The sequence below is a fragment of the Streptomyces sp. NPDC046931 genome, assembly GCF_040644655.1.
Taxonomy (GTDB): Bacteria; Actinomycetota; Actinomycetes; order Streptomycetales; family Streptomycetaceae; genus Streptomyces.
Map to the genome: position 1 here is coordinate 188,474 of NZ_JBEYWX010000002.1, position 25,455 is coordinate 213,928.

23 protein-coding genes are annotated in these 25,455 nt (G+C 68.3%); 13 read left to right on the forward strand and 10 right to left on the reverse strand.

Annotated elements, in window-relative coordinates; genetic code table 11:
• Window positions 1-16: 16 nt before the first annotated feature.
• Together ABZ876_RS04915 and ABZ876_RS04920 are read left to right on the forward strand one after the other, a co-directional pair.
• Window positions 17-922 (forward strand): LysR family transcriptional regulator, encoded by a 906-nt coding sequence (locus ABZ876_RS04915; RefSeq protein WP_361774343.1) that lies wholly within the window; start codon window positions 17-19, stop codon window positions 920-922.
• A gap of 130 nt (window positions 923-1,052) precedes the next feature.
• Entirely contained in the window at window positions 1,053-1,535 is a 483-nt protein-coding gene (locus ABZ876_RS04920) for an NUDIX hydrolase (RefSeq protein ID WP_361774346.1), read from the forward strand.
• A 65-nt stretch (window positions 1,536-1,600) separates the two neighbouring features.
• Here ABZ876_RS04920 and ABZ876_RS04925 read toward each other — a convergent pair whose 3' ends face one another.
• Window positions 1,601-3,118, reverse strand: coding sequence for a globin domain-containing protein (locus tag ABZ876_RS04925; protein WP_361774349.1), 1,518 nt, complete (start codon window positions 3,116-3,118; stop codon window positions 1,601-1,603).
• A gap of 527 nt (window positions 3,119-3,645) precedes the next feature.
• On the opposite strand from ABZ876_RS04925, the gene ABZ876_RS04930 reads away from it, so the two are divergent.
• The 3 genes from ABZ876_RS04930 to ABZ876_RS04940 all read left to right on the forward strand — a co-directional run bounded on the left by ABZ876_RS04930 (window position 3,646) and on the right by ABZ876_RS04940 (window position 5,714).
• Window positions 3,646-4,512: a GNAT family N-acetyltransferase gene (locus ABZ876_RS04930; protein ID WP_361774352.1), complete on the forward strand. Its 867-nt coding sequence runs from the start codon at window positions 3,646-3,648 to the stop codon at window positions 4,510-4,512.
• 238 nt (window positions 4,513-4,750) lie between these two features.
• On the forward strand, window positions 4,751-5,236 hold the full coding sequence (locus ABZ876_RS04935; RefSeq protein WP_361774355.1) for a MarR family transcriptional regulator: 486 nt from the start codon (window positions 4,751-4,753) through the stop codon (window positions 5,234-5,236).
• A 25-nt stretch (window positions 5,237-5,261) separates the two neighbouring features.
• A complete protein-coding gene (locus ABZ876_RS04940) occupies window positions 5,262-5,714 on the forward strand; it encodes a GNAT family N-acetyltransferase (RefSeq protein WP_361774358.1) in 453 nt (150 codons plus the stop codon).
• Window positions 5,715-5,722: 8 nt separating this feature from the next.
• Here ABZ876_RS04940 and ABZ876_RS04945 read toward each other — a convergent pair whose 3' ends face one another.
• Complete coding sequence (locus ABZ876_RS04945; protein ID WP_361774361.1) at window positions 5,723-7,108, reverse strand: serine hydrolase domain-containing protein; 1,386 nt, start codon at window positions 7,106-7,108, stop codon at window positions 5,723-5,725.
• Between the two features lie 165 nt (window positions 7,109-7,273).
• Window positions 7,274-7,954 carry a TetR/AcrR family transcriptional regulator C-terminal domain-containing protein gene (locus ABZ876_RS04950; protein WP_361774364.1) on the reverse strand — a complete coding sequence of 227 codons (681 nt, stop codon included), beginning with the start codon at window positions 7,952-7,954 and terminating at the stop codon, window positions 7,274-7,276.
• Window positions 7,955-8,022: 68 nt separating this feature from the next.
• Here ABZ876_RS04950 and ABZ876_RS04955 point away from each other — a divergent pair, with 68 nt between their 5' ends.
• Complete coding sequence (locus ABZ876_RS04955; RefSeq protein WP_361775549.1) at window positions 8,023-9,147, forward strand: FAD-dependent monooxygenase; 1,125 nt, start codon at window positions 8,023-8,025, stop codon at window positions 9,145-9,147.
• Window positions 9,148-9,236: 89 nt separating this feature from the next.
• Here the strand turns inward: ABZ876_RS04955 and dnaB are convergent, their stop codons facing one another.
• Complete coding sequence (gene dnaB, locus ABZ876_RS04960) at window positions 9,237-10,712, reverse strand: replicative DNA helicase (protein WP_361774367.1); 1,476 nt, start codon at window positions 10,710-10,712, stop codon at window positions 9,237-9,239.
• 459 nt (window positions 10,713-11,171) lie between these two features.
• Here dnaB and ABZ876_RS04965 point away from each other — a divergent pair, with 459 nt between their 5' ends.
• On the forward strand, window positions 11,172-12,509 hold the full coding sequence (locus ABZ876_RS04965; protein ID WP_361774370.1) for an MATE family efflux transporter: 1,338 nt from the start codon (window positions 11,172-11,174) through the stop codon (window positions 12,507-12,509).
• Window positions 12,510-12,663: 154 nt separating this feature from the next.
• Here ABZ876_RS04965 and rplI read toward each other — a convergent pair whose 3' ends face one another.
• The 4 genes from rplI to rpsF form a co-directional block, all read right to left on the reverse strand.
• Window positions 12,664-13,110 (reverse strand): 50S ribosomal protein L9, encoded by a 447-nt coding sequence (gene rplI / locus ABZ876_RS04970; protein ID WP_361774373.1) that lies wholly within the window; start codon window positions 13,108-13,110, stop codon window positions 12,664-12,666.
• An 18-nt stretch (window positions 13,111-13,128) separates the two neighbouring features.
• The gene (gene rpsR / locus ABZ876_RS04975) at window positions 13,129-13,365 is read right to left on the reverse strand and encodes a 30S ribosomal protein S18 (protein ID WP_003949403.1); all 237 of its coding nucleotides are present in this window, start codon (window positions 13,363-13,365) and stop codon (window positions 13,129-13,131) included.
• Window positions 13,366-13,446: 81 nt separating this feature from the next.
• Window positions 13,447-14,034 (reverse strand): single-stranded DNA-binding protein, encoded by a 588-nt coding sequence (locus ABZ876_RS04980; protein WP_361774376.1) that lies wholly within the window; start codon window positions 14,032-14,034, stop codon window positions 13,447-13,449.
• Between the two features lie 75 nt (window positions 14,035-14,109).
• Window positions 14,110-14,400 (reverse strand): 30S ribosomal protein S6, encoded by a 291-nt coding sequence (gene rpsF / locus ABZ876_RS04985; protein WP_014673750.1) that lies wholly within the window; start codon window positions 14,398-14,400, stop codon window positions 14,110-14,112.
• Between the two features lie 275 nt (window positions 14,401-14,675).
• Here rpsF and ABZ876_RS04990 point away from each other — a divergent pair, with 275 nt between their 5' ends.
• From ABZ876_RS04990 to ABZ876_RS05000, 3 genes are all read left to right on the forward strand, one after another.
• Window positions 14,676-14,996: a hypothetical protein gene (locus ABZ876_RS04990; RefSeq protein WP_361774379.1), complete on the forward strand. Its 321-nt coding sequence runs from the start codon at window positions 14,676-14,678 to the stop codon at window positions 14,994-14,996.
• Window positions 14,997-15,155: 159 nt separating this feature from the next.
• On the forward strand, window positions 15,156-16,274 hold the full coding sequence (gene femX / locus ABZ876_RS04995) for a peptidoglycan bridge formation glycyltransferase FemX (RefSeq protein ID WP_361774381.1): 1,119 nt from the start codon (window positions 15,156-15,158) through the stop codon (window positions 16,272-16,274).
• Between the two features lie 123 nt (window positions 16,275-16,397).
• Window positions 16,398-17,429, forward strand: coding sequence for an alanine racemase (locus ABZ876_RS05000; protein ID WP_361774384.1), 1,032 nt, complete (start codon window positions 16,398-16,400; stop codon window positions 17,427-17,429).
• Between the two features lie 97 nt (window positions 17,430-17,526).
• Here ABZ876_RS05000 and ABZ876_RS05005 read toward each other — a convergent pair whose 3' ends face one another.
• Window positions 17,527-19,044 carry a glycosyltransferase 87 family protein gene (locus ABZ876_RS05005; RefSeq protein WP_361774387.1) on the reverse strand — a complete coding sequence of 506 codons (1,518 nt, stop codon included), beginning with the start codon at window positions 19,042-19,044 and terminating at the stop codon, window positions 17,527-17,529.
• A 120-nt stretch (window positions 19,045-19,164) separates the two neighbouring features.
• A complete protein-coding gene (locus tag ABZ876_RS05010; RefSeq protein WP_361774390.1) occupies window positions 19,165-21,828 on the reverse strand; it encodes a transglycosylase domain-containing protein in 2,664 nt (887 codons plus the stop codon).
• 371 nt (window positions 21,829-22,199) lie between these two features.
• On the opposite strand from ABZ876_RS05010, the gene ABZ876_RS05015 reads away from it, so the two are divergent.
• From ABZ876_RS05015 to ABZ876_RS05025, 3 genes are all read left to right on the forward strand, one after another.
• Window positions 22,200-22,880, forward strand: coding sequence for a helix-turn-helix transcriptional regulator (locus tag ABZ876_RS05015; RefSeq protein ID WP_361774393.1), 681 nt, complete (start codon window positions 22,200-22,202; stop codon window positions 22,878-22,880).
• A 44-nt stretch (window positions 22,881-22,924) separates the two neighbouring features.
• Window positions 22,925-24,007 (forward strand): inositol-3-phosphate synthase, encoded by a 1,083-nt coding sequence (locus ABZ876_RS05020; protein WP_361774396.1) that lies wholly within the window; start codon window positions 22,925-22,927, stop codon window positions 24,005-24,007.
• An 81-nt stretch (window positions 24,008-24,088) separates the two neighbouring features.
• Window positions 24,089-25,351: an MFS transporter gene (locus tag ABZ876_RS05025; protein ID WP_361774399.1), complete on the forward strand. Its 1,263-nt coding sequence runs from the start codon at window positions 24,089-24,091 to the stop codon at window positions 25,349-25,351.
• The last annotated feature ends 104 nt before the right edge of the window (window positions 25,352-25,455 follow it).

Here is a 25,455-nt window from a genome sequence, read left to right on the forward strand (position 1 = left end):
GAGGGGAGGAAGCACCATGGATCTGGCCCTGCTGCGCACCTTCGTGACGGTGCACCGGGCCGGTTCCTTCACCCGTGCCGCGGCCCTGCTCGGCCTCTCGCAGCCGGCGGTCACCTCCCAGATACGCACCCTCGAACGGCAGCTGGGCCGCCCCCTCTTCCTGCGCCAGGCCCGCGGCGTGACCCCCACATCCATCGGCGACGAACTCGCACACAAGGCCGCCCCGCATCTCGACGCCCTGATCGAGATCGCCGAGACCGGCCTCGACGAGCACTCGTCGCTGCGCACCCTCCATCTCGCGGGTCCGCCGGAGTTCACCGCCGAGCGTGCTCTGCCCGCGCTGGCCGAGCTGACCGACAGGGACGGCCAGGGGCTTGCCCTCCGCGCCTCCTTCGGAAACGCCGACGAGACGCTGGAAGGGCTCGCCGCCGGGCACCACGACCTGGCCATCACCACGGCCCGGCCACGCGGCGCCCTGCTCACGGCGACCCCGCTCTGCGACGAGGAGCATGTGCTGGTCGCAGCCCCCCGCTGGGCCGACCGGATCGGCCGCGGCAAGGTGCGCCGCGGGGGCGCACACCTGCTGGAGAACCTGCCGGTGGTGGAGGTGCACGAGTCGCTGCCCTTCGTCTCCCGCTACTGGGCCTCCGTCTTCGACTGCCGGCCGGCCGCCTCCGGCACGGTCGTCGTCCCCGACCTGCGGGCGGTTCTCGCCTGCGCCAGCACCGGAGCCGGGCTCGCCGTGCTTCCGCGTTACCTGTGCGCCTCCGCTCTGGAGCGGGGCGAGGTTGTAGCCCTTCACGAACCGGCGGTGCCCCCGCTGCGGACGTACTTCCTGGCGGTCCGTACCGGGACCCTGGCCATGCCTCATATCGCTCGCGCCTACGAATGGCTGCTGCGGTCCTCGACCCGCTGGGGCTGAGACCTGGGAGGCGAGCACGGCGCGTTCCACTGCCGGGCCCCGCGCCCGGCCACCCACTGGTCACTTCGATGTCGGCTCCAAGTGGGGTGTGAGATGTTTCACGTGGAACGAGCTGGGCCACATTTCACCCATGACCGTTCGCCCCGTGGTCAAGCGCACTGCCCGCGCCATCCTGCTGGATGGTGACGACCTGATTCTGATCAAACGGACCAGGCCCGGAGTCGATCCCTACTGGCTCACGCCGGGCGGCGGGGTCGAGCCGACGGATGCGACCGTTGTCGACGCGCTCCACCGTGAAGTGCACGAAGAACTCGGAGCCAAGATCATCGACGTGGTCCCCTGCTTCGTGGACACGGTCGAGCACATCGGCGAGAACGGCGGGGCGACCGGCGTGAAGGTCCAGCACTTCTTCGTCTGTCGTCTCGAGTCCATGGACGAGCGCCTGCGGCACGGCCCCGAAGTCGAGCGGCCCGAGGGCGAGTACGAGATCGTACGAGTGCCCTTCACCCGCGTCGGCATCGCGTCCGTCCATCTCGTACCGCTGTCGCTGCGGCACTATCTGGACGGCAACATCGAGGGAGTACGCGCGATGCACGCGCCCGACCTGGGCTGAAGCCGCAGTGCACGCCTATGGGACGTGGTCCGGGAGCGCTCGACGGACGGCGGCCTACGGCGGCCCTACGACGCCCCTCCGCCGGCCAGGACCAGCTCCTCCACCGCGTCGTGGCGGATGCGTTCCGAGGGGACACCGATGTGCCGGAGCGCGTTCACGCCGCTGCGGATCATGCCGGGCGGACCCGAGAGATATGCGTCGTACTCGTTCCACGGTCCCCACTCGCGGATGGCGTCCGGCAGCTGTAGGTGTGTCTGCTCGTCGACGACCGGGCGGACCGAAAGCCAGGGATGGCTCTGCTGTATCCGCAGCAGGGTGTCGATGTCGTAGAGATCGTGGCCGGTCCGGGCACCGTAGAAGACCTCGACCAGGCGTCGCTCACCATGCTCGACGACGTCCTCGACCAGGGCCTTGATGGGCGCGATCCCGGTGCCGCCGCCGAGACAGAGCAGTCCGCTGTCCGTGGTGTGGTCAACGGTCATCGTGCCGGCGGGCGGACCGAGCCGGATGATGTCACCGGGGCGGGCCCGATGGACCAGCGCATTGGACACCCAGCCCGCCGGGACCGCCTTCACATGGAAAGTGAGCAGTCCGTCGGAGCGCGGCGCCGAGGCAAAGGAGTAGTGGCGCCACACCCGCGGCCACCACGGGGTCTCGACACCGGTGTACTGACCGGCCAGGAACCGGTACGGCTGGTCGGGGCGGACCGTGATCACCGCGACGTCCGGTGTCCGGAGCTCGTGCGAGACGACCTCCGCGTACCACCAGGCCGGGGCCAGCAGCTCGTCCGCAGCCGCCGCGTCGATCATCACCTGGGAGATGGTCGTGTACGTCCGCACCCAGGCCGCCTCGGTCTCCTCGTCCCAGATCGCGGAGGCGTACCTGCTCAGTGCTCCGATGAGGCACTCCCCGACGGCCGGGTAGTGCTCGGCCCGGGTGCCGTACTTGCGGTGCCCCCGGCCGAGGTTCTTCAGATACGCGAGGAGGACCTCGGTGTTGTCGATGTGCTCGGCCGTGGTCAGCAGCGCCTTGAGCAGCCGGTCTCGCTGGGTGTCCATCGCGGCGGGGAACAGCGACCGCAGACCGGGGTGGCGTACGAAGAGCAGCGCGTAGAAGTAGGAGGTGACCTTGTCGGCGACGGGAGCGACCTCGGCCATGGTCCGGCGGACGAGCACGGCGTCGGAGGAGCCTCGGGGATCCGGTGCCGGTCGCCGGACGGGGACCGGTGGTGCGGGGCGGTTCTCGGACCGCGGGCCCTCGGGGGTCCGGGTTTCGTGCGGGGAGACGGCCGGGGCGGCTGTCCCATTGGACGGTTCCGGTTCGGCGGAAGGGTGCTCCGCCGATGCGGTCCCCGGCGCGGCAGGGCGTATGCGCGACTGCTCGGTGTCCGCATCCGGCGTCTGCCGACCGACAGGGCGCATCGCCGCCAGGCGGCTGCCCTCGGGTATCTCCTGCTCTTCGCTCGGGGGGGTCTGGGGCTTCGTACGGGGCGTGAACCAGCCGCCCCCGCCGCCGCCACCGGGTGTGCCCTTGTCGGGCGACGTGGTGGTGGGAGCGTCCATGGTGTGCCTCGCCTCGAACATCTTTCGGTCGGTCTGCGCACTTATCCCTGTCGGCGGGCGTCGGTTTCCTCGCCGGCGGCCTTGCTCTTTTTCCCCGTTGACATTGGTCGCGGTACCCGGACCGCAGCATCGCACTCCGGACTCCGGCCCGGCCGCGTAACAGAAAATGCGGGTCTTCGATCTCTCCGTCCCGTTAGGCTGCATCGGCCTGCGTTCACACCCCGCGGAACCTGCGCGCATCACGCCGGACGCGAACCGGACTCGACCATACCGGTCACCGTCCCACACACAAGTGCCCCCTTGAGTCGACGCCGAAGAGCGGTCGCCCCAAGGCAGGCAATTCCCTCAACTTCCGCGGACTGCCCGCCAATTCAGGTGGCTGTTCCGGAACGGCAGGAATCCGGTCCCTTACGTTTACGTTTCACGTGAAACGCCTGTCCTTGTGGTGTGGTGAAAGTGGTGTGGTGGAACATGATCTGGCTTGAAGCGTGTCTGTTCGGCCACAAACCGGTGGACGTCGGTGGCCCCTGTCGGACAGCCTGACCTGCGTGTCGACACCTCCCCTCAGCGCTCTGCCCATCCGCCGTCTGACGCCTCGCGATCTCAGCGCCTGCGCCGACTTGTCCGAGGACCGGGGGTGGCCCCGGGAGGAACACAAATGGGGTCTGCTCCTGGCCGCTGGGAAGGGATACGGCATCGACGACCCCGAAGGCGGTCTTGTCGCGGCCTGCGTCGTGACCGAATACGGATCGCGTTACCGTCCGGACCTCTGCGGCATCGGCATGGTGCTGGTCGCCCAGCGACATTCCCGCCGGGGGGTTGGCCGTCGGCTGATGCGCCATGTGGTGGCGGAGAGGGACGTCACCCCGCTCACGCTGTACGCGACCCCGTACGGCCGTCCCCTCTACGAGGAACTCGGCTTCAAGGTCACCGGCAGCTCCGAGATGGTGCTGGGGCACTTCAGGGCCGACGGACGGCCGTCCCCCGTCGGCACTCGCCCGGCCACCGGGGAGGACCTCGCCACGCTCGTCCGGCTGGACGAGGAGGTCTTCGGCGCCGACCGCACCCATGTGATCACCCGGCTACCCGCCTTCGCCGACCAGGTGCGCATCGCCGAGGAGGGCGGGCGGATCATCGGGTACGCGGCCGCCTGGCCCAACATGGACACGCATGTCGTGGGCCCCCTCATCGCCCGCGACACCGAGACGGCCAAAGCACTGATCGCCTCTCTCGCCGCCCACACCGACCGCCCGCTGCGCACGGACATCGACGTGCGGCACGAGGACCTGCTGGCCTGGCTTAAGGAGCGGGGGCTCGCCACCGTCGGTGTGAACGCGGTCATGACGTATGGAATCCCCGATCTGCCCGGTGACTGGACGCGGCGCTTCGCCCCGCTGACGGTAGCGGCGGGCTGAGCCGGCCGTGGCGGGCCGGGCCTGCCTCGCACCGCGATGCCGGTGACCGTTCTTGAAGGCGGCCGAAGCGCCCTCGTGAGCGGGCGGCTTTTGAACGGGCGCCTCTTGAACGGGTGGCTTTTGAACGGGCCGTTTTCCACCTCCGGAATAATTGCAGGCGCCCGATACTTGCATCAGCTGTCTATTGCGAGGTTGCTCTATCCTGGGGAGGAGCCGCCTCGGCACGGAGGAGAACGCCATGACAGCGACGGACCCCGCGCTCACCGCCCTCGCTCAGGGCTGGTGCGCCCTCTCCCTGCTGCACGGGAGGATCGAGGCCCACATCGAGCGAGCCCTGCAGGCCGGACACGGGCTGAGCGTGCGGGAGTACTCCCTGCTCGACGTGCTCAGCCGGCAGCACAGCGGCGTGGGCGGCATGCTCCAGATGAAGCAGGTCGCCGAAGCGGTGGTCCTCAGTCAGAGCGCCACGACCCGGCTGGTCACCAGACTCGAGGACCGCGGACTGCTCGCGCGCTACCTCTGTCCGACCGACCGCCGCGGCATCTACACCAACGTCAGCGAGGCAGGTCTCAAGCTCCTCGAAGAGGCTCGCCCCACCAATGACGCCGCTCTGCGCGAGGCGCTCGACGAAGCGGCGAGGAACCCCGAGCTGGAGCCCCTCGTCCGCGTGGTCGAGTCGCTGAAGGTGCCTTCCTGGAACCGGCTGCTCCCCGCACACCAGTGAACGCCGTCCCGCATAGGCTGCGGACATGGGAGATCTTGAGGTACGACGCGTCGTCGCGGACGACGTCCCCGCGATCGTGAGCATGCTCGCGGACGACCCACTCGGCGCCCGGCGGGAGTCACCGCACGACCTGACGCCCTACCTGGCCGCGCTGGACCGAGTGAACAGCGATCCGAACCAGCATCTGGTGGTCGCCGTCCGCGACGGAAGCGTCGTCGGCACCCTTCAGCTCACGATCATCCCGGGGCTGTCCCGGAAGGGTGCGACCCGCTCCGTCATCGAGGCGGTACGCATCCACGCCGACGAGCGCGGCAGCGGACTGGGTACCCGGCTCATCGAGTGGGCCATCGACGAATCCCGGCGCCTGGGCTGCCAGTTGGTGCAACTCACCTCCGACACCAGTCGGACCGACGCCCACCGCTTCTACCAGCGTCTCGGCTTCGAGGCCTCACACGTGGGCTTCAAACTCCAGCTCTGACACGGCGCCTAGCCGATCCCTCGCCATCCCTCCGGATCCACCCCTCCGGGCACCGGAGCCCCCTCGTCGTACGGCTGACGCGTGAAGACGAACGATCCGAGGTCCAGATGACTCACCGACCCGTCCGCACGTCGTACGGCACGCAGGCGCTCTCCGGTGTAGTAGCCCTCCAGCCCCGTCCATGTGCCGTCACCGTTCGCCCGGAAACGCGAGCGTCGGCCCGTACCCGACAGCGGCTCCAGGGAGACGAGCCCGTCCGCCGAGTACCGCAGGGCGAAGCCCTGCGTCCCCCAGTACCACTGCCCCGCCAGCTCCAGCACGGACGGGTCGACGTCCTGGAGCGGGCGCCAGGGCTCGGGCATCCTCGGTTCGGCCTCGGCCACGATACGAACGAGGTCGGCCCCCACGGCCGACAGCACAGGGCCGGAGGTGCAGTTGGCCAGCACGACGGCTGCGACATCGTCCTCCACGCTGAGCGTGAGGCAGGCGAGAAACCCCGGCAGGGACCCGGTGTGCCCCACGAGGAGCCGTCCGCCCGAGCGCCGGATCTCCAGCCCCAGGCAGTAGGCGTATCCGGCCGCCACGTCCGCGGCCTGGGGCGGAGCCGCCGGAGTGCGCATCTCCAGGAGCGATGCGGCGCTCAGCACCCGGTCGTCGCCCTTGGCCAGGAAGGCCGCGAAGCGCGCCAGGTCCCCCGTGGTGGACCAGAGCTGTCCGGCCGGGGCCATCCGGCCGAGGTCTTCGGCCGGCTCCGGCAGCATGACATCGGCCCAGGGATGCACCGCCCAGCCGCCCGCGTGCGGCGCCTGCGGTCGCGTACTCGTGCGCTGCAGGCCCAGGGGTTCGAGCACTTCCCGCCCAAGGACCTCCTCCCACGGGGCTCCGCGCAGCTCCTCGACAAGCGCTCCCAGCAGGGTGTAGCCGGGGTTCGAGTAGTGGAACCGCCGGCCGGCCGCGTGCAGGAACGGCTGTTGGCCGAGCACATCCGCGAGCTCCGGGCGTACTGAGCCGGGTGTGCGCTCCCACCACGGAGCGGGCGACTCGGCCGCCAGCCCGCCTGTGTGCGCGAGCAGCTCGGCAACGGTCGCCTCGCCCGCCCCCGTGCCGGGCAGATACTTCTCCAGCGGGTCCCCGAGATCCAGGACGCCCTCGTCGCGCAGCCGCAGAACGAGCACCGCCGTGAACGTCTTGGTGATCGATCCGATCCGGTACTGCACGTTCTCGTCCGGGGCGTGGCCGTCCACGGAGGTGCGCGAGCCGTGCCACACCGTCCGGCCGTCCCGGACGACCGCGGCGACCAGTGAGGGCGCCCGCCCCTCGGCCTGGGCCACGGCGATGCGATGCAGCAGGACACGGCGCGTGGCGGGGAGCAGTTCTTCCTGCGATGTCGTCATGCCCCCCAGTCCACCCGGCACGGAATCCCGCGTCGAGTCCATTTCCCCGGCGTCTTCCCCAGCGTCCTCCCCGTCCGCACGCTTCGGTGAGGTTGTGTCGCCTCAACGCGTCAGCGCCGATCTGGTGCTACGGGCGGCACCGGCCCCCGGCCCTTCGGCGGCGCGTCACCTTGAGATGCGGGCTTCGATGCCGTCGAGCAGGAAGTCGAGGCCGATCCGGAACGTGTGGTCGGCGTCCCAGTGGGTGGCATCGCGCACCACCGTGGCCAGCGCGGGGAATCGGCCGGTGGCGAAGGTCCGCTCCAGATAGGGCCCGAGTGAGGCCTGCCAACGCTTCTCGTCCATCCCGGTGGCCCGCTCGGCACGTCGCTCGGCGATCTCCCGACGCACCGCGCCGATCACGTACGCGTTGACTGCGGCGACCACCGGCATGACGGCGTCCACGTCGACGCCGCCCAGTGCGGCCACCACGGTCTCCCCGCTGGCCAGCGCATGCGGCCCGAGCTGGGGTCGGCCACCCAGTAGATCGGCGAGCCATTCGTGCTCGTGAGCGGCGTGCCGAGTGGCTTCGGCAAGAGACCGGAGCACCTCCCGCCAGCCGTCTCCGACCGGTCGGATCTCGGCGTGGACGGCGTCGACCATCAGGTCGAGCAACTCCTCCTTGCCGGCGATGTAGCCGTACAGCCGCATCGGACGGACGTCCAGCGCGGTGGCGACCTTGCGCAGCGACACCGCGTCCAGGCCGTCCGCGTCGGCCAGCTGGATCGCCGCTCGCACGATCCTCTCCCGGCTCAACGGGGCCGGCACGGGTCGATTCGGTGGCTCCGGCCTCTCCCACACCAACATGCCGCCAACAATACATCGCATCGAGCGATACAGTGTATCGACTCATACGGTGTATCGAAGGGGCAACCATGACCATCGCCATCGTCGGAGCCGGCCTCGGCGGCCTGGCTCTTGCCCGTGTGCTGCACGTGAACGGCATCGACGCCGTCGTATACGAACGCGAACCGTCACGCGGCGCGCGCGGTCAGGGCGGCATGCTCGACCTGCACTCCGGGACCGGGCAGCGGGCGATGCGTGAGGCCGGTCTGATCGACCAGTTCCACGCGATCGCCCGTGGCGCAGGGCAGGACATGCGTCTTCTCGAGCCGGACGGCACCCTTCTGCTCCAGGAGGACACGCCCGACGACGCCCCGCTCGAGCGACCTGAGGTCGACCGTGCCGATCTGCGCGGCCTGCTGCTGGACTCTCTCCCCGAACACGCGGTGCGCTGGGGGCACGCTTTCGAATCCGCCGACAACGGCCTGCTGCACTTCGCCGACGGCAGCAGCAGGCCGTTGTCGGCGGATGACCTGCTGGTCGGCGCCGACGGCGCACACTCCCGCGTCCGCGCGCAGCTCACCGACGCTCGACCAGTACACATCGGCCAAAACGTCGTCGAGCTTGGCATTCCCGACATCGACCGCACCCACCCCGACCTCGCGACGATGGTTGGACGCGGCAACTACTGGGTTCTCGGCAACGGACAATCCCTGGCGGCGCAGCGCAACGGTGACGGCCGCGTACGCATCTACCTCAGCTTCTACAACTCCGCCGAGGACTGGTTCGCGACCAGTGGGATCCCGTTCGACGACCCGGCCGCCGCCCGGTTGCGGCTGATCGACCTGTTCACCGGCTGGGACTCACGGTTCACCGCACTGATCGCAGCCTGCGACGACACGGTCCTGCCACGGTCGATCACCGCTCTCCCGGTGGGCCTGACCTGGCCGTCGACACCAGGCGTCACGCTGGTCGGCGATGCCGCGCACCTGATGCCGCCGGTGGGACAGGGCGCCAACATGGCCCTGCTCGACGGCGCCCTGCTCGGCCTGGCGCTGGCCGCGCACCCGGACGATTTTCCCGCCGCCGTCAAAGAATACGAACGCGAGATGTTCGAACGCGCCAGCGCTGTCGGCCGGCAGTCCGCGCACGTCCAGGAAATGCTGGCGTCGCCCGACGCCGGCCAGAAGATGCTCGCGTTCTTCCAACCTGGCTGAAGTAACCGAATACGACCAGGCAACCGGCCGCCCAGCCGGCCGCGGCAGCCCCCTGTGCCACGAAATTCGAGACCCTACAGGTCGGTGGCTCAGGTCTGGGCCATGTCCACAAAACGGGAGTAGTGGCCCTGGAAGGCGACGGTGATCGTGGCCGTAGGGCCGTTGCGGTGCTTGCCGACGATGATGTCCGCCTCGCCCGCGCGCGGCGACTCCTTCTCGTACGCGTCCTCGCGGTGCAGCAGGATGACCATGTCGGCGTCCTGCTCGATCGATCCGGACTCACGCAGGTCGGACACCATGGGCTTCTTGTCCGTCCGCTGCTCGGGGCCTCGGTTGAGCTGTGAAAGCGCGATCACCGGCAGCTCCAGTTCCTTGGCCAGCAGCTTCAGGTTTCGCGACATCTCGGAGACCTCCTGCTGCCGGCTCTCGGACCGCTTGGAGCCCGACTGCATCAGCTGCAGATAGTCGATCACGACCAGCTTCAGGTCATTGCGCTGCTTGAGGCGGCGGCACTTGGCGCGGATCTCCATCATCGACAGGTTCGGCGAGTCGTCGATGTAGAGGGGCGCGGCCGAGACGTCCGGCATCCGGCGCGCGAGACGGGTCCAGTCCTCGTCCGTCATCGTGCCGGACCGCATGTGGTGCAGGGCCACGCGTGCCTCGGCGGACAGCAGACGCATCGCGATCTCGTTACGGCCCATTTCGAGCGAGAAGATCACGCTCGGCAGGTTGTGCTTGATGGACGCCGCGCGCGCGAAGTCCAGGGCCAGCGTCGACTTACCCATGGCGGGACGGGCAGCGATGATGATCATCTGGCCGGGGTGCAGACCGTTGGTGAGCTGGTCGAGGTCGGTGAAGCCGGTCGGCACACCGGTCATCTCCCCCGAGCGGGAACCGATCGCCTCGATCTCGTCGAGGGCACCCTCCATGATCTCGCTGAGCGGCAGATAGTCCTCGGCCGTCCGCTGCTCGGTGACCGCGAAGATCTCGGCCTGGGCGCTGTTGACGATCTCGTCGATGTCGCCGTCGGCCGCGTATCCCATCTGGGTGATGCGCGTGCCGGCCTCGACCAGCCGACGCAGGACCGCGCGCTCGTGCACGATCTGCGCGTAGTACTCGGCGTTCGCCGCGGTAGGGACCGTCTGTACCAGGGTGTGCAGATACGGGGCGCCGCCGACCTTGGTGATCTCGCCCCGCTTCGTCAGCTCGGCGGCGACCGTGATGGGGTCGGCCGGCTCGCCCTTCGCGTACAGATCGAGGATCGCCTGGTAGATCGTCTCGTGCGCGGGCCGGTAGAAGTCATGGCCCTTGAGGACCTCGACGACGTCCGCGATCGCGTCCTTGGACAGGAGCATGCCGCCGAGGACCGACTGCTCGGCGTCCAGGTCCTGCGGCGGTACGCGCTCGAAGGATGCGCCTCCGCCGTCCCAGGCGCCGCTGTCGCTACCGCGGTCGTGCTGCTCCTCGCGGCCCCGGCCACCGTCCCGGCCCCGGCGGGAAGCGGGAACACGATCACTGGGGCCGCTGTCGGCCCACGGATCGTCCAAGGGCTCGGAAATGCTCACCGGGCCGCCTCCTCCCGTCCGCCGCGCGGACCTCGCCGTGCCCCTCATTTCTAGGGCACGACACTGACAAAACGAGCAGCCCAGCTCCGGTTCAGACGCGTCTTTCTCACGCGCTTTTCAAAGGCGGAGGGGGAGCGGGCGCCGCACCACGTTAGGCCTGTCGGCAGCGTCAGCCAATCTGGTTATCCACAGGCCATGTGGACGACGGCCCCGATGCTGTGGAGAACTCCTCAAAACCTGTGCACGACACGGTGGACAGCCCTGTGAACAAGCCCTCAGCCGATTTGGAGAACCCCACCTGACCTGCACCTTTCCCGTCCACTGGCTGTGCAGAAGAAAAACTTCCCCAGCAGGATCAAGATCACTGCGAAGGGTGCACGGGACCGCGCCCCGCGCCGACCACAGTAAGGGACACTAACGCTTTGCATCACTTACCTGTGGACGATTAGATTGGTGGCCATGACACAGACTCCCGCGCCACCCGGCGCCGCCCGACGCCGGCATGACCGGGAGATCATCGGCCTGGCTGTTCCGGCCTTCGGCGCCCTCGTGGCAGAGCCCCTGTTCGTGATGGCCGACAGCGCGATCGTCGGCCATCTCGGCACCGCTCAGCTCGCCGGACTCGGCGTCGCCTCGGCGCTCCTCACCACCACGGTGAGCGTCTTTGTGTTCCTCGCCTACGCCACCACGGCCGCTGTCGCCCGCCGCGTCGGCGCCGGCGATCTGCGAGCCGCCATCCGCCAGGGCATGGACGGCATCTGGCTGGCACTGCTGATCGGAGCGGCCGCCATCACCTTCGTGCTCCCCACGGCGCCCGGCCTGGTCGAACTCTTCGGCGCTTCACAGACGGCTGCCCCCTATGCGACGGCGTATCTGCGGATCTCCATGCTCGGTGTCCCCGCCATGCTGGTCGTCCTCGCCGCGACCGGCGTACTACGGGGCCTTCAGGACACGAGGACACCGCTGTACGTCGCCGTCGTCGGCTTCGTCGCCAACGCCGCCCTCAACGCCGGCCTCGTCTACGGGGCCGGGTGGGGGGTCGCCGGCTCCGCATGGGGCACCGTCATCGCCCAGTGCGGCATGGCCGGCGCCTATCTGTATGTCGTCGTCCGCGGCGCCCGTCGGCACGGCGCCTCGCTACGTCCGGACGCGGCGGGCATACGCGCCTGTGCCCAAGCGGGGGTCCCTCTGTTGGTGCGGACGCTCTCGCTGCGGGCGATCCTGATGATCGCCACGGCCGTCGCCGCCCGGCTCGGAGACGCCGACATCGCCGCGCACCAGATCATCCTGTCGCTGTGGAGCCTGCTTGCCTTCGCCCTGGATGCGATCGCCATCGCCGGGCAGGCCATCATCGGACGGTATCTCGGAGCAGGTGACACACAGGGCGCCCGGGAGGCATGCCGCCGCATGGTCCAGTGGGGAATCGCCACCGGCCTGGCTCTGGGGCTGCTGGTCTTCGCCGCCCGCCCACTCTTCCTGCCGCTGTTCACCGCTGACCCGGCCGTCCACCGCACGGCCCTGCCCGCCCTGGTGCTCGTGGCAGTCTCCCAGCCCGTCTGCGGCATGGTCTTCGTGCTGGACGGGGTCCTGATGGGTGCGGGCGACGGCCCCTATCTCGCCTGGGCGATGTTGCTGACCCTGGCAGTCTTCGCTCCCGTGGCCCTGCTCGTCCCGGTCCTCGGCGGCGGGCTCACCGCGCTGTGGGCGGCGATGACGCTGATGATGACCATGCGGATGGCCACACTGTGGCTACGTGCCCGCTCGGGACGCTGGGTCGTGACGGGTGCGACGCGCTGAGCGCGGCCACGGCCTGACCGATGCCGTCCTGTTTCACGTGAAACGGGGCCCGTTTCACGTGAAACGGGCCCCGCGAGCCCCGTCGCCGGCCACGAAGAAGGGCCGTACCCAGGGGGTACGGCCCTTCTCTGCGTTGCTCAAGCCGAGCCCGGCATCAGGCCGAGATGACCTCGATGTTGACCTTGGCAGCAACCTCGGGGTGCAGACGCACGGACGTCTCGTAGGCGCCCAGCGTCTTGATCGGGGCACCCAGCTCGATGCGGCGCTTGTCGACCTCGGGGCCACCGGAAGCCTTGATCGCCGAAGCGATGTCGGCCGGGGTGACGGAACCGAAGAGACGGCCGGAGTCGCCGGAGCGGACGGCCAGACGGACCTTCACGCCCTCGAGCTGGGCCTTCACCTGGTTGGCCTGCTCGATGGTCTGGATCTCGTGGATCTTGCGAGCGCGACGGATCTGCTCGACGTCCTTCTCGCCGCCCTTGGTCCAGCGGATCGCGAACTTCCGCGGGATCAGGTAGTTGCGAGCGTAACCGTCCTTGACGTCGACGACGTCACCGGCAGCGCCGAGGCCGGAGACCTCGTGGGTGAGGATGATCTTCATGAGTCGGTCACCCTTCCCTTATCGCGCGGTGGACGTGTAGGGCAGCAGCGCCATCTCACGGCTGTTCTTGACGGCCGTGGCGACGTCACGCTGGTGCTGCGTGCAGTTGCCGGTCACGCGGCGGGCACGGATCTTGCCGCGGTCGGAAATGAACTTCCGCAGCATGTTCGTGTCCTTGTAGTCCACGTACGTGACCTTGTCCTTGCAGAAAGCGCAGACCTTCTTCTTCGGCTTGCGCACAGGCGGCTTCGCCATGGTGTTTCTCCTGTGTGATCAAGAAGTTGGGGATACGGCCCACCCTCGACCCGTCCGGGTCCGGGGACCCGGCACAAAGGCCTAGAAGGGGGGCTCGTCCGAGTAGCCGCCACCGCCGCCGGAGCCACCGCCCCAGCCGCCGCCACCCTGGCCACCGCTGCCCTGGCCGCCACCGGCGGGAGCGCCGGTCGCCCAAGGGTCGTCGGCCGGAGCGCCGCCCTGCTGGCCGCCACCGGGGCCACCGCCCCAGCCGCCGCCACCCTGGCCGCCACCGCCGCCGTAACCACCCTGGCCACCGCGTCCGGCCGCGGTCTTGGTGACCTTGGCCGTGGCGTTACGCAGGCTCGCGCCGACCTCGTCGACGTCGAGTTCGTAGACCGTGCGCTTGACGCCCTCACGGTCCTCGTAGGACCGCTGCTTCAGCCGGCCCTGCACGATGACGCGCATGCCTCGCTGGAGCGACTCGGCGACGTTCTCCGCCGCCTGACGCCAGACCGAGCAGGTCAGGAAGAGGCTCTCGCCGTCCTTCCACTCGTTGGTCTGGCGGTCGAAGGTGCGGGGAGTGGACGCGACGCGGAACTTCGCGACCGCCGCACCGGACGGGGTGAAGCGCAGCTCGGGGTCATCGACAAGATTGCCGACGACCGTGATGACGGTCTCGCCTGCCATGGGGGAACCTCTCGGCGGGTTTGCTGCTGGCTGCTTGTGCTGCTACTCGAATCCCGAGATCAGCTGAGCGGAAGCTCAGTGGGTCTCGGGACGGAGGACCTTGGTCCGGAGGACCGACTCGTTCAGGTTCATCTGGCGGTCGAGCTCCTTGACGACCGCAGGCTCGGCCTGCAGGTCGATGACCGAGTAGATGCCCTCGGGCTTCTTCTTGATCTCGTACGCGAGACGACGACGGCCCCAGGTGTCGACCTTCTCGACCTTTCCGCCACCGTCACGGACGACAGAAAGGAAGTTCTCGATCAGCGGGGAGACAGCGCGCTCCTCGAGATCGGGGTCGAGGATGACCATCACCTCGTAGTGACGCATGTGGAACCCACCTCCTTTGGACTCAGCGGCCACGGTCGTTCCGTGGCAGGAGGGTTGTGATGCGTACGCAACAGTGCCTGCCACTCAATCAGCCGTCACTGACAATCAGGGTCGGTCGACGGTTGACCTGGCTCGGCCTGGGCAGACACCGGTGCAGACGGTACAGAGTACCCGCACACAAGCTTCCGGTTGAAATCCGGCCGCGAAGGCCGTCAATCTGTACACATCGGGTGTGTAAGGCGCTACGATGCGCTGCCTTCCGCAGGAGGTGCCCTATGGCACAGGTATTGCGACCCAACACCACCGGTTCTCTCTTGGCCACGGACGGCAAGGCCCATCCCGTCCAGGACACCTTTCTCCTGGTGACCCTGGTGCTCGGGATCGCGGCCTTCGTCACTGCCTTGGTCTCTCAAGGCCTGCATCTGGTCAGTTCCTGGACCGGCCTGGTGGGGATCTTCACCGGCGCGTACGGCCAGTTCATCTCCGTCACGACCCGTCAGCGCTTCGGACTGATCCTGGGGCTCGGCGCCTCGGCCGTCGGCTTCTTCCTGGGTATGGCCCACGGCGGCCTTTTCGGCGGGATCGTCGGCGGCTGACCGGTGAGGTGGCCGGCCGGGCCGCGGGGCCGGCCGGCCACCTCATGGCGCACAGGTTCCATACGGCCAGACGGGGCGCTCGCGGGGCGCAGTAGGCTTCGGCGCGAGAGCCGGAGCCCCTGTACCCATGGGGACACACCAGCCCGAGGAGCGCCCCGTATGAGCCTGACCCTGAGGACGATCAGTCGCGAGCAGCATCTGGCGTACATCCAGAGCCTGCCGGCGGCGAGCCACATGCAGGTTCCGGCCTGGGCAGACGTCAAGGCGGAGTGGCGCTCCGAGAGCCTCGGCTGGTTCGACAAGAACGGCGAACTGGTGGGCGTCGGACTGGTGTTGTACCGCCAGCTGCCCAAGATCAAGCGCTACCTCGCCTACCTTCCCGAGGGCCCGGTCATCAACTGGTTCGCGCCGAACCTGGACGACTGGATCCAGCCGATGCTCGCCCACCTCAAGCACCAGGGCGCGTTCTCCGTGAAGATGGGCCCGCCGGTGATCATCCGGCGCTGGGAGGCCAACTCCATCAAGCAGGGCATCCAGGACCCGGATGTGAAGCGCCTGCGCGACATCGAGGCCGACTTCATCGAGCCGCGCGCCTTCGAGGTGGCCGACAAGCTGCGCCGCATGGGCTGGCAGCAGGGCGAGGACGGCGGCGCCGGCTTCGGCGATGTGCAGCCCCGCTACGTCTTCCAGGTTCCGCTCGCCAACCGCTCTCTGGAAGAGGTCCACAAGAACTTCAACCAGCTGTGGCGCCGCAACATCAAGAAGGCCGAGAAGGCCGGGGTCGAGGTCGTCCAGGGTGGTTACCACGACCTCGAGGAATGGCAGCGGCTCTACGAGATCACGGCCGTGCGCGACCATTTCCGGCCCCGCCCGCTGTCGTACTTCCAGCGCATGTGGACGGCCCTCAACACCGAGGACCCCAACCGCATGCGGCTCTACTTCGCCCGGCACAACGGCGTCAACCTGTCCGCTGCGACGATGCTGATCGTCGGCGGCCACGTCTGGTACTCCTACGGCGCCTCCGACAACATCGGCCGCGAGGTGCGTCCCTCCAACGCGATGCAGTGGAGGATGCTGCGCGACGCCTACGCGCTCGGCGGGACCGTCTACGACCTGCGCGGCATCTCCGACTCACTGGACGAGACGGACCACCTCTTCGGCCTGATCCAGTTCAAGGTGGGCACGGGCGGACAGGCCGCCGAGTACCTCGGCGAGTGGGACTTCCCGCTGAACAAGCTGCTCCACAAGGCACTCGACATCTACATGTCGCGCCGCTGACGCCGGAGCCCCCGTGCCGGACCGCCCGAGCGGTCCGGCGGGCCTCCCGGCCGGCGGATCCGTCACAATTCCCTCTCAGACCTCTGATACACCGCAGCCACGAGAAAGGTTCCGGGACCGGCCATGGCGCTCACGCTCTACGTCGACACCGCGCGCTGGCGGGCACACCACAAGCACGTGCAGGAGCAGTTCCCGGGGCTCGTCCCGGTCTGCAAGGGCAACGGCTACGGCTTCGGCCACGAGCGGCTGGCGGAAGAGGCCACGCGACTGGGCGCGGACGTTCTCGCCGTGGGCACGACGTACGAGGCCGCCCGGATCAAGGACTGGTTCGGTGGTGACCTGCTCGTGCTGACGCCGTTCCGGCGCGGCGAGGAACCGGTACCGCTGCCGGACCGCGTCATCCGGTCGGTGTCGTCCGTGGACGGCGTGTACGGACTCGTGGGCGCCCGTGTGGTCATCGAGGTGATGTCCTCGATGAAACGGCACGGGGTGAGCGAGCAGGACCTGCCCCAACTGCACTCGGCCATCGAGAACGTCCGGCTCGAGGGCTTCGCCATCCACCTTCCGCTCGACCGCACGGACGGCTCGGACGCCGTCGAGGAGGTCATCGGCTGGATGGACCGGCTGCGCGCGGCCCGGCTGCCGCTGCACACGATGTTCGTCAGCCACCTCAAGGCGGAGGAGCTGGTCCGCCTCCAGCAGCAGTTCCCGCAGACCCGCTTCCGGGCCCGCATCGGCACCCGGCTGTGGCTGGGGGACCACGAGGCGACCGAGTACCGCGGGGCGGTCCTGGACGTCACGCGTGTCTCCAAGGGCGAGCGCTTCGGCTACCGGCAGCAGAAGGCGGCCTCCGACGGCTTCCTGGTCGTCGTGGCGGGCGGAACGTCCCACGGGGTGGGCCTGGAGGCTCCCAAGGCCCTGCACGGCGTCATGCCGCGCGCCAAGGGCGTCGCCCGGGCCGGCCTCGCGACGGTGAACCGGAATCTCTCGCCGTTCGTCTGGGCGGGAAAGCAGCGCTGGTTCGCCGAACCCCCGCACATGCAGGTCTCGATCCTGTTCATCCCCGCCGATGCGACGGAGCCGAAGGTGGGCGACGAACTGGTGGCCCATCTGCGGCACACCACCACTCAGTTCGACCGCCTCGTCGACTGCTGACCCAGAGCGTCGACCGCCGCCCAACCGGAAAAGCACCAAGGCCGTACACGGAAGCCCGTGTACGGCCTTGTGCGTGGGGGCCCCGCGGCCTGTTCGCTCAGAGCGAACCGTCCCTCGGTGGCTCCGCTCCTCGACTGCCCCACTCCACATGGGGACTCTCGAAGTGCGCCGCGTGCCGTGGTGGGTGAGCGGCGGCTCCCAGCACGAAGACATCCTCCGCACCGTCCAGCACACCGCCGGACGGGTCGTCGTCACCGGCCCGGCGCACCATGTCCCGTTCCGGCATGAAGATGTCCCGCACGACGACGGCACACAGATAGAGCGTCCCCAGCAGGTGGACGGCGATGACACATTGGTATCCGTCCGTGGGCAGCCCCTTGTGGGCGTCTCCGCTGGTCGTGAACGCGAGGTACATCCAGATCCCCAGGAAGTACGCCACCTCGCAGGCCTGCCAGATCAGGAAGTCCCGCCAGCGCGGCCGGGCCAGCGCGGCGAGGGGGACCAGCCAGAGCACGTACTGCGGCGAGTAGACCTTGTTGGTGAGGATGAACGCCGCAACGATCAGGAAGACCAGCTGCGCGAATCGCGGGCGCCGGGGGGCCGTCAGCGCGATGGCCGCGACAACAGCGCAGGCAACGACCATCATGACCAGGGCCCAGGTGTTGGCCGTGTCCGCGGTGATGTTGATGTTGAGCCAGCGCGAGACGAACAGGAAGACCGATCCGAAGTCGACCCCACGCTCCTTGCTGAAGCGGTAGAACTTCGACCAGCCCTCGGGCGCGAGGAACATCACCGGCACGTTGACCACGAGCCACGCCCCGACGGCGCCCAGCACGGCGGTCGTGAACTCACGCCATTTGCCGGCCCGCCAGCACAGCACGAGGAGCGGTCCGAGCACGAGAAAGGGATAGAACTTGGCGGCCGTGGCCAGTCCCACCAGGACTCCGAAGGCCAGGGCGCTGCCACGCGACCACATCAGCATCGCGACGGCCAGCAGGGCCACGGCGAGCAGGTCCCAGTTGATGGTCGCCGTCAGCGCGAAGGCGGGCGCGAGGGCGACCAGAAGGCCGTCCCAGGGCCGTCGGCGGTGGATCCGCGAGGTGCACACGGCGATGACCACGGTGCACACCAGGAGCATCCCGGCGTTGACCATCCAGTAGGTCTGCTCCCGGGACTGGAGGGCACCGCTGCCCGGGGTCAGCCAGGAAGCGACCTCCATGAACACACCCGTGAGTACCGGGTACTCGAGGTAGTCCATGTCGCCGGGGAGCTTGTCGAAGTAGGGCACGCGCCCATCGGCGAAGCCGCGGCCCTGGTAGAGGTGCGGGATGTCCGAGTAGCACGCGTGCGTGTACTGCGAGCTGGCGCCGAAGAACCAGCCGCTGTCGTAGCAGGGCAGCTTCTGGACCATGCCGAGGGCGAACATGCCGATCGCGACGAGCGCCACGACCCGCACGGGAGTCCACCAGGACGTCCCGAGCAGTGCGCGTCGTCCGATGGGACCACCGATCAGCTCGCTTCCGGCCGCGGCGACCTCGTCCTCCCGGGTCGGCCGCACCAGGTCCGGCTCCTGGACGCTCGCTCGCGTCGTCTCTCCACTGGGCATGGGGGCCATCCTGCCGCATGCACCTAGGAAAAAGCCGAGGGCCGCCCCACCTGATCGGCGGGACGGCCCCTCTTCGGGCCCTGTTTCACGTGAAACGCAGAGTTTCACGTGAAACACGGTCGGTGATGGCTATCCGTTCGGGCCACCGAATAGCCCACCATTGCCATTGCCTCTGGTGTTTCCGTTCCCGAAGGTCTCCGTCGGGCTCGGGGTCACCCCGCCCGTGCTGCCGCCGTCAGCGCCCCCACCGTTGGCACCGCCGTTGTCGCTACCGCAGTTCCAACGGAAGTTGCCACAGGTGTCGCTGGGCGTCGGCGTGGGAGAGATGAGCGTCTCACTCGGCGTCGGGGACGGCGTCGGGCTCGATGTGATGCTCGGCGTGGGCGTGGGGGTCACGCTCGGGCTCGGGGTGTCGTTCACGACCACACCGATGGGCTCGGGTGTCGGGAAGGTCTTCACCGGCTCGCCCTTGAGCGCCTGAAGCATGTAGTCGTGCCAGATCTCGGCCGGGAACGAGGCTCCGTGGATCTTCTTCTGGCCGCCTGTTCCGTACATCTTCAGGAACTCACGCGACTTGTTGTTCTCGTTGTCATCCATCCGGAACATGTCGATCGCGGTCGCGAGCTGCGGGGTGTACCCGACGAACCAGGCGGACTTGTTGCCGTCCGTGGTACCGGTCTTGCCCGCGACCTCGCGGCCGGGCAGCTGCGCGGCGGTTCCGGTGCCCTTCTCGACAACGGTCCTCAGAACGTCGGTCACGTTGTCGGCGACCTTGGAGGTGAAGGCCTCCTGGGACTTGCTCTTGTGCTGGAAGACCGTTCCGTCCTGGTTTGTAACCTTCTGGACCGAGTATGGGTCGTTCTGCTGACCGCTGGCCGCGAAGGTGGCGTAGGCGCCGGCCATGCGAATGGCACTGGGGTCGGAGGTTCCGATCGAGAACGACGGGTAGTTGGCGCTCGCGAGACTGGTCTTGAGGATGCCCGCGTTCAGAGCCGCCTCCTTGACCTTGTCCAGACCGACGTCCATGCCGAGCTGGACATAGGCGGAGTTCACCGAGAGCCGCATGGCCTCACGAAGGTCGATCTTGTAGTCCGGCGCATCGCCGACCGACTCGTTGCCGTCGTTCGTCTGCAGCCACTCCTCTCCCTTTTCGTTCTTCCAGACCTCGTGGTTGTACTCCCGGATCTTCAGCTTGTTCTGGCCGCTGTAGAGGCTCTTCGGCGAGACGATGGTGCGCTCGTCCTGTGCCTGCGACTCACCGAGGTCCGGGTTGCGCTTGCCCCACGACATCGCCGCCGCGAGCACGAACGGCTTGAACGTCGAGCCCACCTGCGCACCGGTCTGGTCGGCGTTGTTGGTGAAGTGCTTGGTCGCGTCCTCACCGCCGTAGATCGCCTTGATGGCACCGGTGGTCGGATCCACGGAAGCCCCGCCGAACTGGACATATTTGTCCGTGTTCGGGCGCAGTTTCGGTTTGATGTTGGCCTTCTGCACATTCTTGACGGCGTTCTCGAGCTGCTGGACCTTCTTCTTGTCGAAGGTGGTGTAGATCGAGTAACCGCCCCGTTGCAGGTCGTTGGGCGTGATGTCGGTGTTGTTGACCAGGTACGCCTTGGCGAGGTCGACGAGATAGCCGACCTGGCCGCTCAGCCGGCTGTTCGACCGCGGGTTCTGGACCTTGGGCAGCTTGGTGAACCGAGCCCGCTCCGTGGGGCTCAGATGGCCGTACTCGACCATCTTGTTCAGGGTGTCCTGCATCTGGACCAGGGCCCGCTTGCTGTTGGCCTGGGCCGTGGCCTTGGGATCGAGAGACGTCGCGCCGGCCGGGTCGTAGTACGTGGCGCCCTTGAGCATCGCGGCCAGGAAGGCGCACTCACCCGCATCGAGATCGGTGGCGTCCTTGTTGAAGTACGCGCGCGAGGCCGCCTGAAGCCCGTAGGCGCTCCGCCCGTAGTAGGCGGAATTCAGGTAGCCGGCCATGATGTCTTCCTTGTGGACCTCGGCGCCCACCTTGATCGAGACGAAGATCTCCTTGAACTTCCTGGAGATCGTCTGCGACTGGTCGTCCAGCATCGCGTTCTTCACGTACTGCTGGGTGATGGTCGAGCCACCCTGCGTCTGACCGCCCCGGGCCATGTTGAACAGTGCGCGCGCAATGCCCTTCGGATCGACGCCGCTGTCGGTCTCGAAGGTCTTGTTCTCCTGGGAGATGACGGCGTAGCGCATATTCCTCGGAATCTGCGCGTAGTTGATGATCTGGCGGTTGACCTCACCGCCGGTGGCCACCATCTGGCTGCCGTCTGCCCAGTAGAAGACGTTGTTCTGGGCCTTCGCCGTCTTGGCCACGTCCGGAATGGTGACCATCGCGTAGCCGACGCCCGCCACCGCCACCATGCTCCCTATGAAGCCGATGAACAGCCCCGTCACCAGCTTCCACGACGGTACCCAGCGGCCGAAGCCGGACTTGTCCGCTCGCGGGTAGTCGATGAATCGCTTCCGGGGGGGAGGACTGTTGCGCCCCCTGCCCCGGCCCGGCCCGGCCGGGCCTCCGGGGCCGCCTCCCGGGGCGTCGGCCGTTCTGCGCCGACTGCCACCGCTTCTCTGGGCCGCCCGACGGGCCTCGGCACGGCCACCGTACGGGCGCTCCTCTCCTCCGGTTCCATAGGAGCCGGAAGGAGACCCTGCGGCGCCTCCCGGTGCAGCCCGGCGGCCGGGGGACGCCGGTTGACCGCGTCGGGCCGCGGCACGTCCGCCTCCCTGCGGCGGCGGCGGTTTGCGACGGTGCTCGCTCATCGAACGACTACTCCTCGGGCAGGCGCATCGCGCGCCTGGAAACGGCGGCAGGTTTCCGGTCCCCCCGAAGTACGGATGCGGTCGTTTTCGCATTCATCCGTACTGCACCGAGGACGAGGACGTCCCCGAGCGTCACTCGGTTCCCGGTGATGTGCATGCCGCACAGACTACGCACCACCAAAACCCGCCGATCCCTGAAGTTCACCCCAAATCAGGCAACTTGCTTCCCACTAATCGGTGATGTGACCCCGTTCACCCTGCCCCCTCTTGTCGCACTCGGAGAGGCGTTCTATCGTGCTGATGTATCGAGTCGATACATCAGCACGGTATAAAGACCGTACGGACGAGACAGCGGCAGAGAGGAGGCGCACATGAGCCGGCGTTCCGGGATCCTCGAGTTCGCCGTCCTCGGCCTGCTCCGCGAGTCCCCGATGCACGGCTATGAGCTGCGCAAACGGCTCAATACATCACTGGGTGTATTCCGTGCGTTCAGCTACGGGACGCTCTACCCGTGCCTCAAGACGCTGGTCGCCAACGGCTGGTTGATCGAGGAGACGAGCGATACCAGCGACGACGCTCACGCGGCTCCGCTCGCGGGGCGACGGGCCAAGATCGTCTACCGGTTGACGGCCGAAGGCAAGGAGCACTTCGAGGAGCTGCTCTCCCAGACGGGCCCCGACGTGTACGAGGACGAGCACTTCGCCGCTCGCTTCGCCTTCTTCGGGCAGACGTCCCGCGACGTGCGCATGCGCGTCCTGGAGGGCCGCCGCAGCCGGTTGGAGGAACGCCTGGAGAAGATGCGGGCCTCCTTGGCGCGCACCCGGGAGCGCCTCGACGACTACACCCTCGAGCTCCAGCGCCACGGAATGGAGTCCGTGGAGCGCGAAGTGCGCTGGCTGAACGAGCTCATCGAAAGTGAGCGGGCCGGACGGGACCTCAGGGGTTCCACCGCCGATGGCACCGCTCACGGCAGCACATCTGGAGAGACGGGCGGCCTGCCCCGGCACCGGGACAGCACCCGGCCGGATCCGTCCGACGACACCACCACGTGAGGTCCAGTCGGGGCTTCACCTCACACACACAGGGAGCAACCGGAATGGGTTCGGTTCGCGTAGCCATCGTCGGCGTGGGCAACTGCGCCGCATCGCTGGTGCAGGGAGTCGAGTACTACAAGGACGCCGACCCGGCGTCCAAGGTCCCGGGTCTGATGCACGTCCAGTTCGGCGACTACCACGTCCGTGACGTGGAGTTCGTCGCCGCGTTCGACGTGGACGCCAAGAAGGTCGGCCTCGACCTGGCGGACGCCATCGGCGCCTCGGAGAACAACACCATCAAGATCTGCGACGTCCCCTCCACCGGCGTGACGGTCCAGCGCGGCCACACCCTCGACGGTCTCGGCAAGTACTACCGCGCCACCATCGAGGAGTCCGCCGAGGAGCCGGTCGACGTCGTCCAGATCCTCAAGGACAAGCAGGTCGACGTCCTCGTCTGCTACCTGCCCGTCGGCTCCGAGGACGCGGCGAAGTTCTACGCCCAGTGCGCCATCGACGCCAAGGTCGCCTTCGTCAACGCCCTTCCGGTCTTCATCGCCGGCACCAAGGAGTGGGCCGACAAGTTCGTCGAGGCGGGCGTCCCGATCGTCGGTGACGACATCAAGTCGCAGGTCGGCGCCACCATCACGCACCGCGTCATGGCGAAGCTGTTCGAGGACCGCGGCGTGATCCTGGACCGCACGATGCAGCTGAACGTCGGCGGCAACATGGACTTCAAGAACATGCTCGAGCGCGAGCGCCTGGAGTCCAAGAAGATCTCCAAGACGCAGGCCGTCACCTCCCAGATCCCCGACCGGGACCTCGGCGAGAAGAACGTGCACATCGGCCCGTCCGACTACGTGGCCTGGCTCGACGACCGCAAGTGGGCCTACGTCCGCCTCGAGGGCCGCGCCTTCGGCGACGTCCCGCTGAACCTGGAGTACAAGCTCGAGGTCTGGGACTCCCCGAACTCCGCGGGTGTCATCATCGACGCCCTGCGCGCCGCGAAGATCGCCAAGGACCGCGGCATCGGTGGCCCGATCCTCTCGGCGTCCTCGTACTTCATGAAGTCCCCGCCGGTCCAGTACTTCGACGACGAGGCCCGCGAGAGCGTCGAGAAGTTCATCAAGGGCGAGGTCGACCGCTGATCTCCGCGTTCCCCTGCGAACGGTGAAAGGGTCCCCGGGCCATGTGCCCGGGGACCCTTCGCGTATGTGAGGCTGGGCCCCATGTCCGTCGCGCGCGACCTGAGCGTCCTCCTGCGCTTCCAGGGCTTCCGGCGTCTGCTCGCCGTGCGGCTGCTGTCCCAGGGAGCCGATGGTGTCTACCAGGTCGCACTCGCCGCCTATGTCGTCTTCTCCCCGGAGAAGCAGACGTCCGCAGCGGCCATCGCCTCCGCGATGGCGGTACTGCTCCTTCCGTACTCCCTCGTCGGCCCCTTCGCGGGCGTCCTGCTGGACCGCTGGCGGCGGCGCCAGGTCTTCCTCTACGGCAACCTGCTGCGTGCCCTGCTCGCCTGCGGAACAGCCGCTCTGATACTGGGCCACGTCCCGGACTGGCTCTTCTACGTCTCCGCACTCTGCGTCACCGCGGTCAATCGCTTCATCCTCGCGGGCCTGTCGGCGGCGCTGCCCCACGTGGTCGACGGCGAACGCCTGGTGATGGCCAACTCCCTCTCCCCGACGGCCGGCACGCTCGCCGCGACCGCGGGCGGCGGACTCGCCTTCCTGGTGCGCCTGGTGGCCGAGGGCTCCGACGCCGCGGTGGTGCTGCTGGGCGCGACGCTGTATCTGGGCTCGGCCCTCGTCTCGCTCAGCCTGGCACCGGCACTGCTGGGTCCCGACCGGGAGCCGGTGCCACCGCGGCTGGGCACGGCCCTCGCCGGCACCCTGCGCGCCCTTGCGGCGGGCGTACGCCATCTGGCAGAGCCCTCACGCCGGGAGGCCGCCTGGGCGCTCACCGCGATGACGCTGATGCGTTTCTGCTACGGAGCACTGCTCGTCCTGCTGCTCATGTTGTGCCGGTACGCCCTGGCCCCGGACTCGGACCGCGGCCTGGCCCTGCTGGGGCTGGCGCTGGGGGTGTCCGGTGCCGGTTTCTTCGCCGCGGCCGTGGTGACTCCCTGGGCGGCGGGACGGCTCGGTCCCGGCCGCTGGATCGTCGTGTGCGCCGCGGGGGCCGCGGTGCTCGAGCCCGCGCTCGGCCTTCCGTTCGCCACCGGACCCATGCTGGTCGCGGCCTTCGTCCTGGGGCTGATCACACAGGGGGCCAAGATCTCCACGGACACGATCGTCCAGTCGGCGGTCGAGGATGCCTTCCGGGGCCGGATCTTCTCGGTGTACGACGTGCTGTTCAACGCCGCCTTCGTCGGCGCGGCCGGACTCGCCGCCCTCATGCTGCCTCCTGACGGCCGCTCAGCCGCCCTGGTGGTCACGGTCGCCGTTATCTACGCGGCAGTTGCTACGGCTATGTCCCGCTTCGAACGCCGGTAAGTGTCACATCAAGGCTACGGAGCCCCCCTCAGCTTCAACGTTGTCAGTGGGGACCGGTAACTTACGTCCGTCTTACTTCGTACATGACACATCCACATTTGAGG

Excerpts from the sequence above, each read along its gene's own strand:
- rpsR (WP_003949403.1), bottom strand. The coding sequence starts at position 13,365 with ATGGCGAAGCCGCCTGTGCGCAAGCCGAAGAAGAAGGTCTGCGCTTTC.
- ABZ876_RS05025 (WP_361774399.1), top strand. The coding sequence starts at position 24,089 with ATGTCCGTCGCGCGCGACCTGAGCGTCCTCCTGCGCTTCCAGGGCTTC.
- ABZ876_RS05020 (WP_361774396.1), top strand. The coding sequence starts at position 22,925 with ATGGGTTCGGTTCGCGTAGCCATCGTCGGCGTGGGCAACTGCGCCGCA.
- ABZ876_RS04945 (WP_361774361.1), bottom strand. The coding sequence starts at position 7,108 with ATGACGACATCGCAGGAAGAACTGCTCCCCGCCACGCGCCGTGTCCTG.
- ABZ876_RS04915 (WP_361774343.1), top strand. The coding sequence starts at position 17 with ATGGATCTGGCCCTGCTGCGCACCTTCGTGACGGTGCACCGGGCCGGT.
- ABZ876_RS05010 (WP_361774390.1), bottom strand. The coding sequence starts at position 21,828 with ATGAGCGAGCACCGTCGCAAACCGCCGCCGCCGCAGGGAGGCGGACGT.
- ABZ876_RS04965 (WP_361774370.1), top strand. The coding sequence starts at position 11,172 with ATGACACAGACTCCCGCGCCACCCGGCGCCGCCCGACGCCGGCATGAC.
- rpsF (WP_014673750.1), bottom strand. The coding sequence starts at position 14,400 with ATGCGTCACTACGAGGTGATGGTCATCCTCGACCCCGATCTCGAGGAG.
- femX (WP_361774381.1), top strand. The coding sequence starts at position 15,156 with ATGAGCCTGACCCTGAGGACGATCAGTCGCGAGCAGCATCTGGCGTAC.
- ABZ876_RS05015 (WP_361774393.1), top strand. The coding sequence starts at position 22,200 with ATGAGCCGGCGTTCCGGGATCCTCGAGTTCGCCGTCCTCGGCCTGCTC.
- ABZ876_RS04925 (WP_361774349.1), bottom strand. The coding sequence starts at position 3,118 with ATGTTCGAGGCGAGGCACACCATGGACGCTCCCACCACCACGTCGCCC.
- ABZ876_RS04950 (WP_361774364.1), bottom strand. The coding sequence starts at position 7,954 with ATGTTGGTGTGGGAGAGGCCGGAGCCACCGAATCGACCCGTGCCGGCC.
- ABZ876_RS04990 (WP_361774379.1), top strand. The coding sequence starts at position 14,676 with ATGGCACAGGTATTGCGACCCAACACCACCGGTTCTCTCTTGGCCACG.
- rplI (WP_361774373.1), bottom strand. The coding sequence starts at position 13,110 with ATGAAGATCATCCTCACCCACGAGGTCTCCGGCCTCGGCGCTGCCGGT.
- ABZ876_RS04940 (WP_361774358.1), top strand. The coding sequence starts at position 5,262 with ATGGGAGATCTTGAGGTACGACGCGTCGTCGCGGACGACGTCCCCGCG.
- ABZ876_RS04980 (WP_361774376.1), bottom strand. The coding sequence starts at position 14,034 with ATGGCAGGCGAGACCGTCATCACGGTCGTCGGCAATCTTGTCGATGAC.
- ABZ876_RS04935 (WP_361774355.1), top strand. The coding sequence starts at position 4,751 with ATGACAGCGACGGACCCCGCGCTCACCGCCCTCGCTCAGGGCTGGTGC.
- ABZ876_RS05000 (WP_361774384.1), top strand. The coding sequence starts at position 16,398 with ATGGCGCTCACGCTCTACGTCGACACCGCGCGCTGGCGGGCACACCAC.
- ABZ876_RS05005 (WP_361774387.1), bottom strand. The coding sequence starts at position 19,044 with ATGGCCCCCATGCCCAGTGGAGAGACGACGCGAGCGAGCGTCCAGGAG.
- ABZ876_RS04920 (WP_361774346.1), top strand. The coding sequence starts at position 1,053 with ATGACCGTTCGCCCCGTGGTCAAGCGCACTGCCCGCGCCATCCTGCTG.
- ABZ876_RS04955 (WP_361775549.1), top strand. The coding sequence starts at position 8,023 with ATGACCATCGCCATCGTCGGAGCCGGCCTCGGCGGCCTGGCTCTTGCC.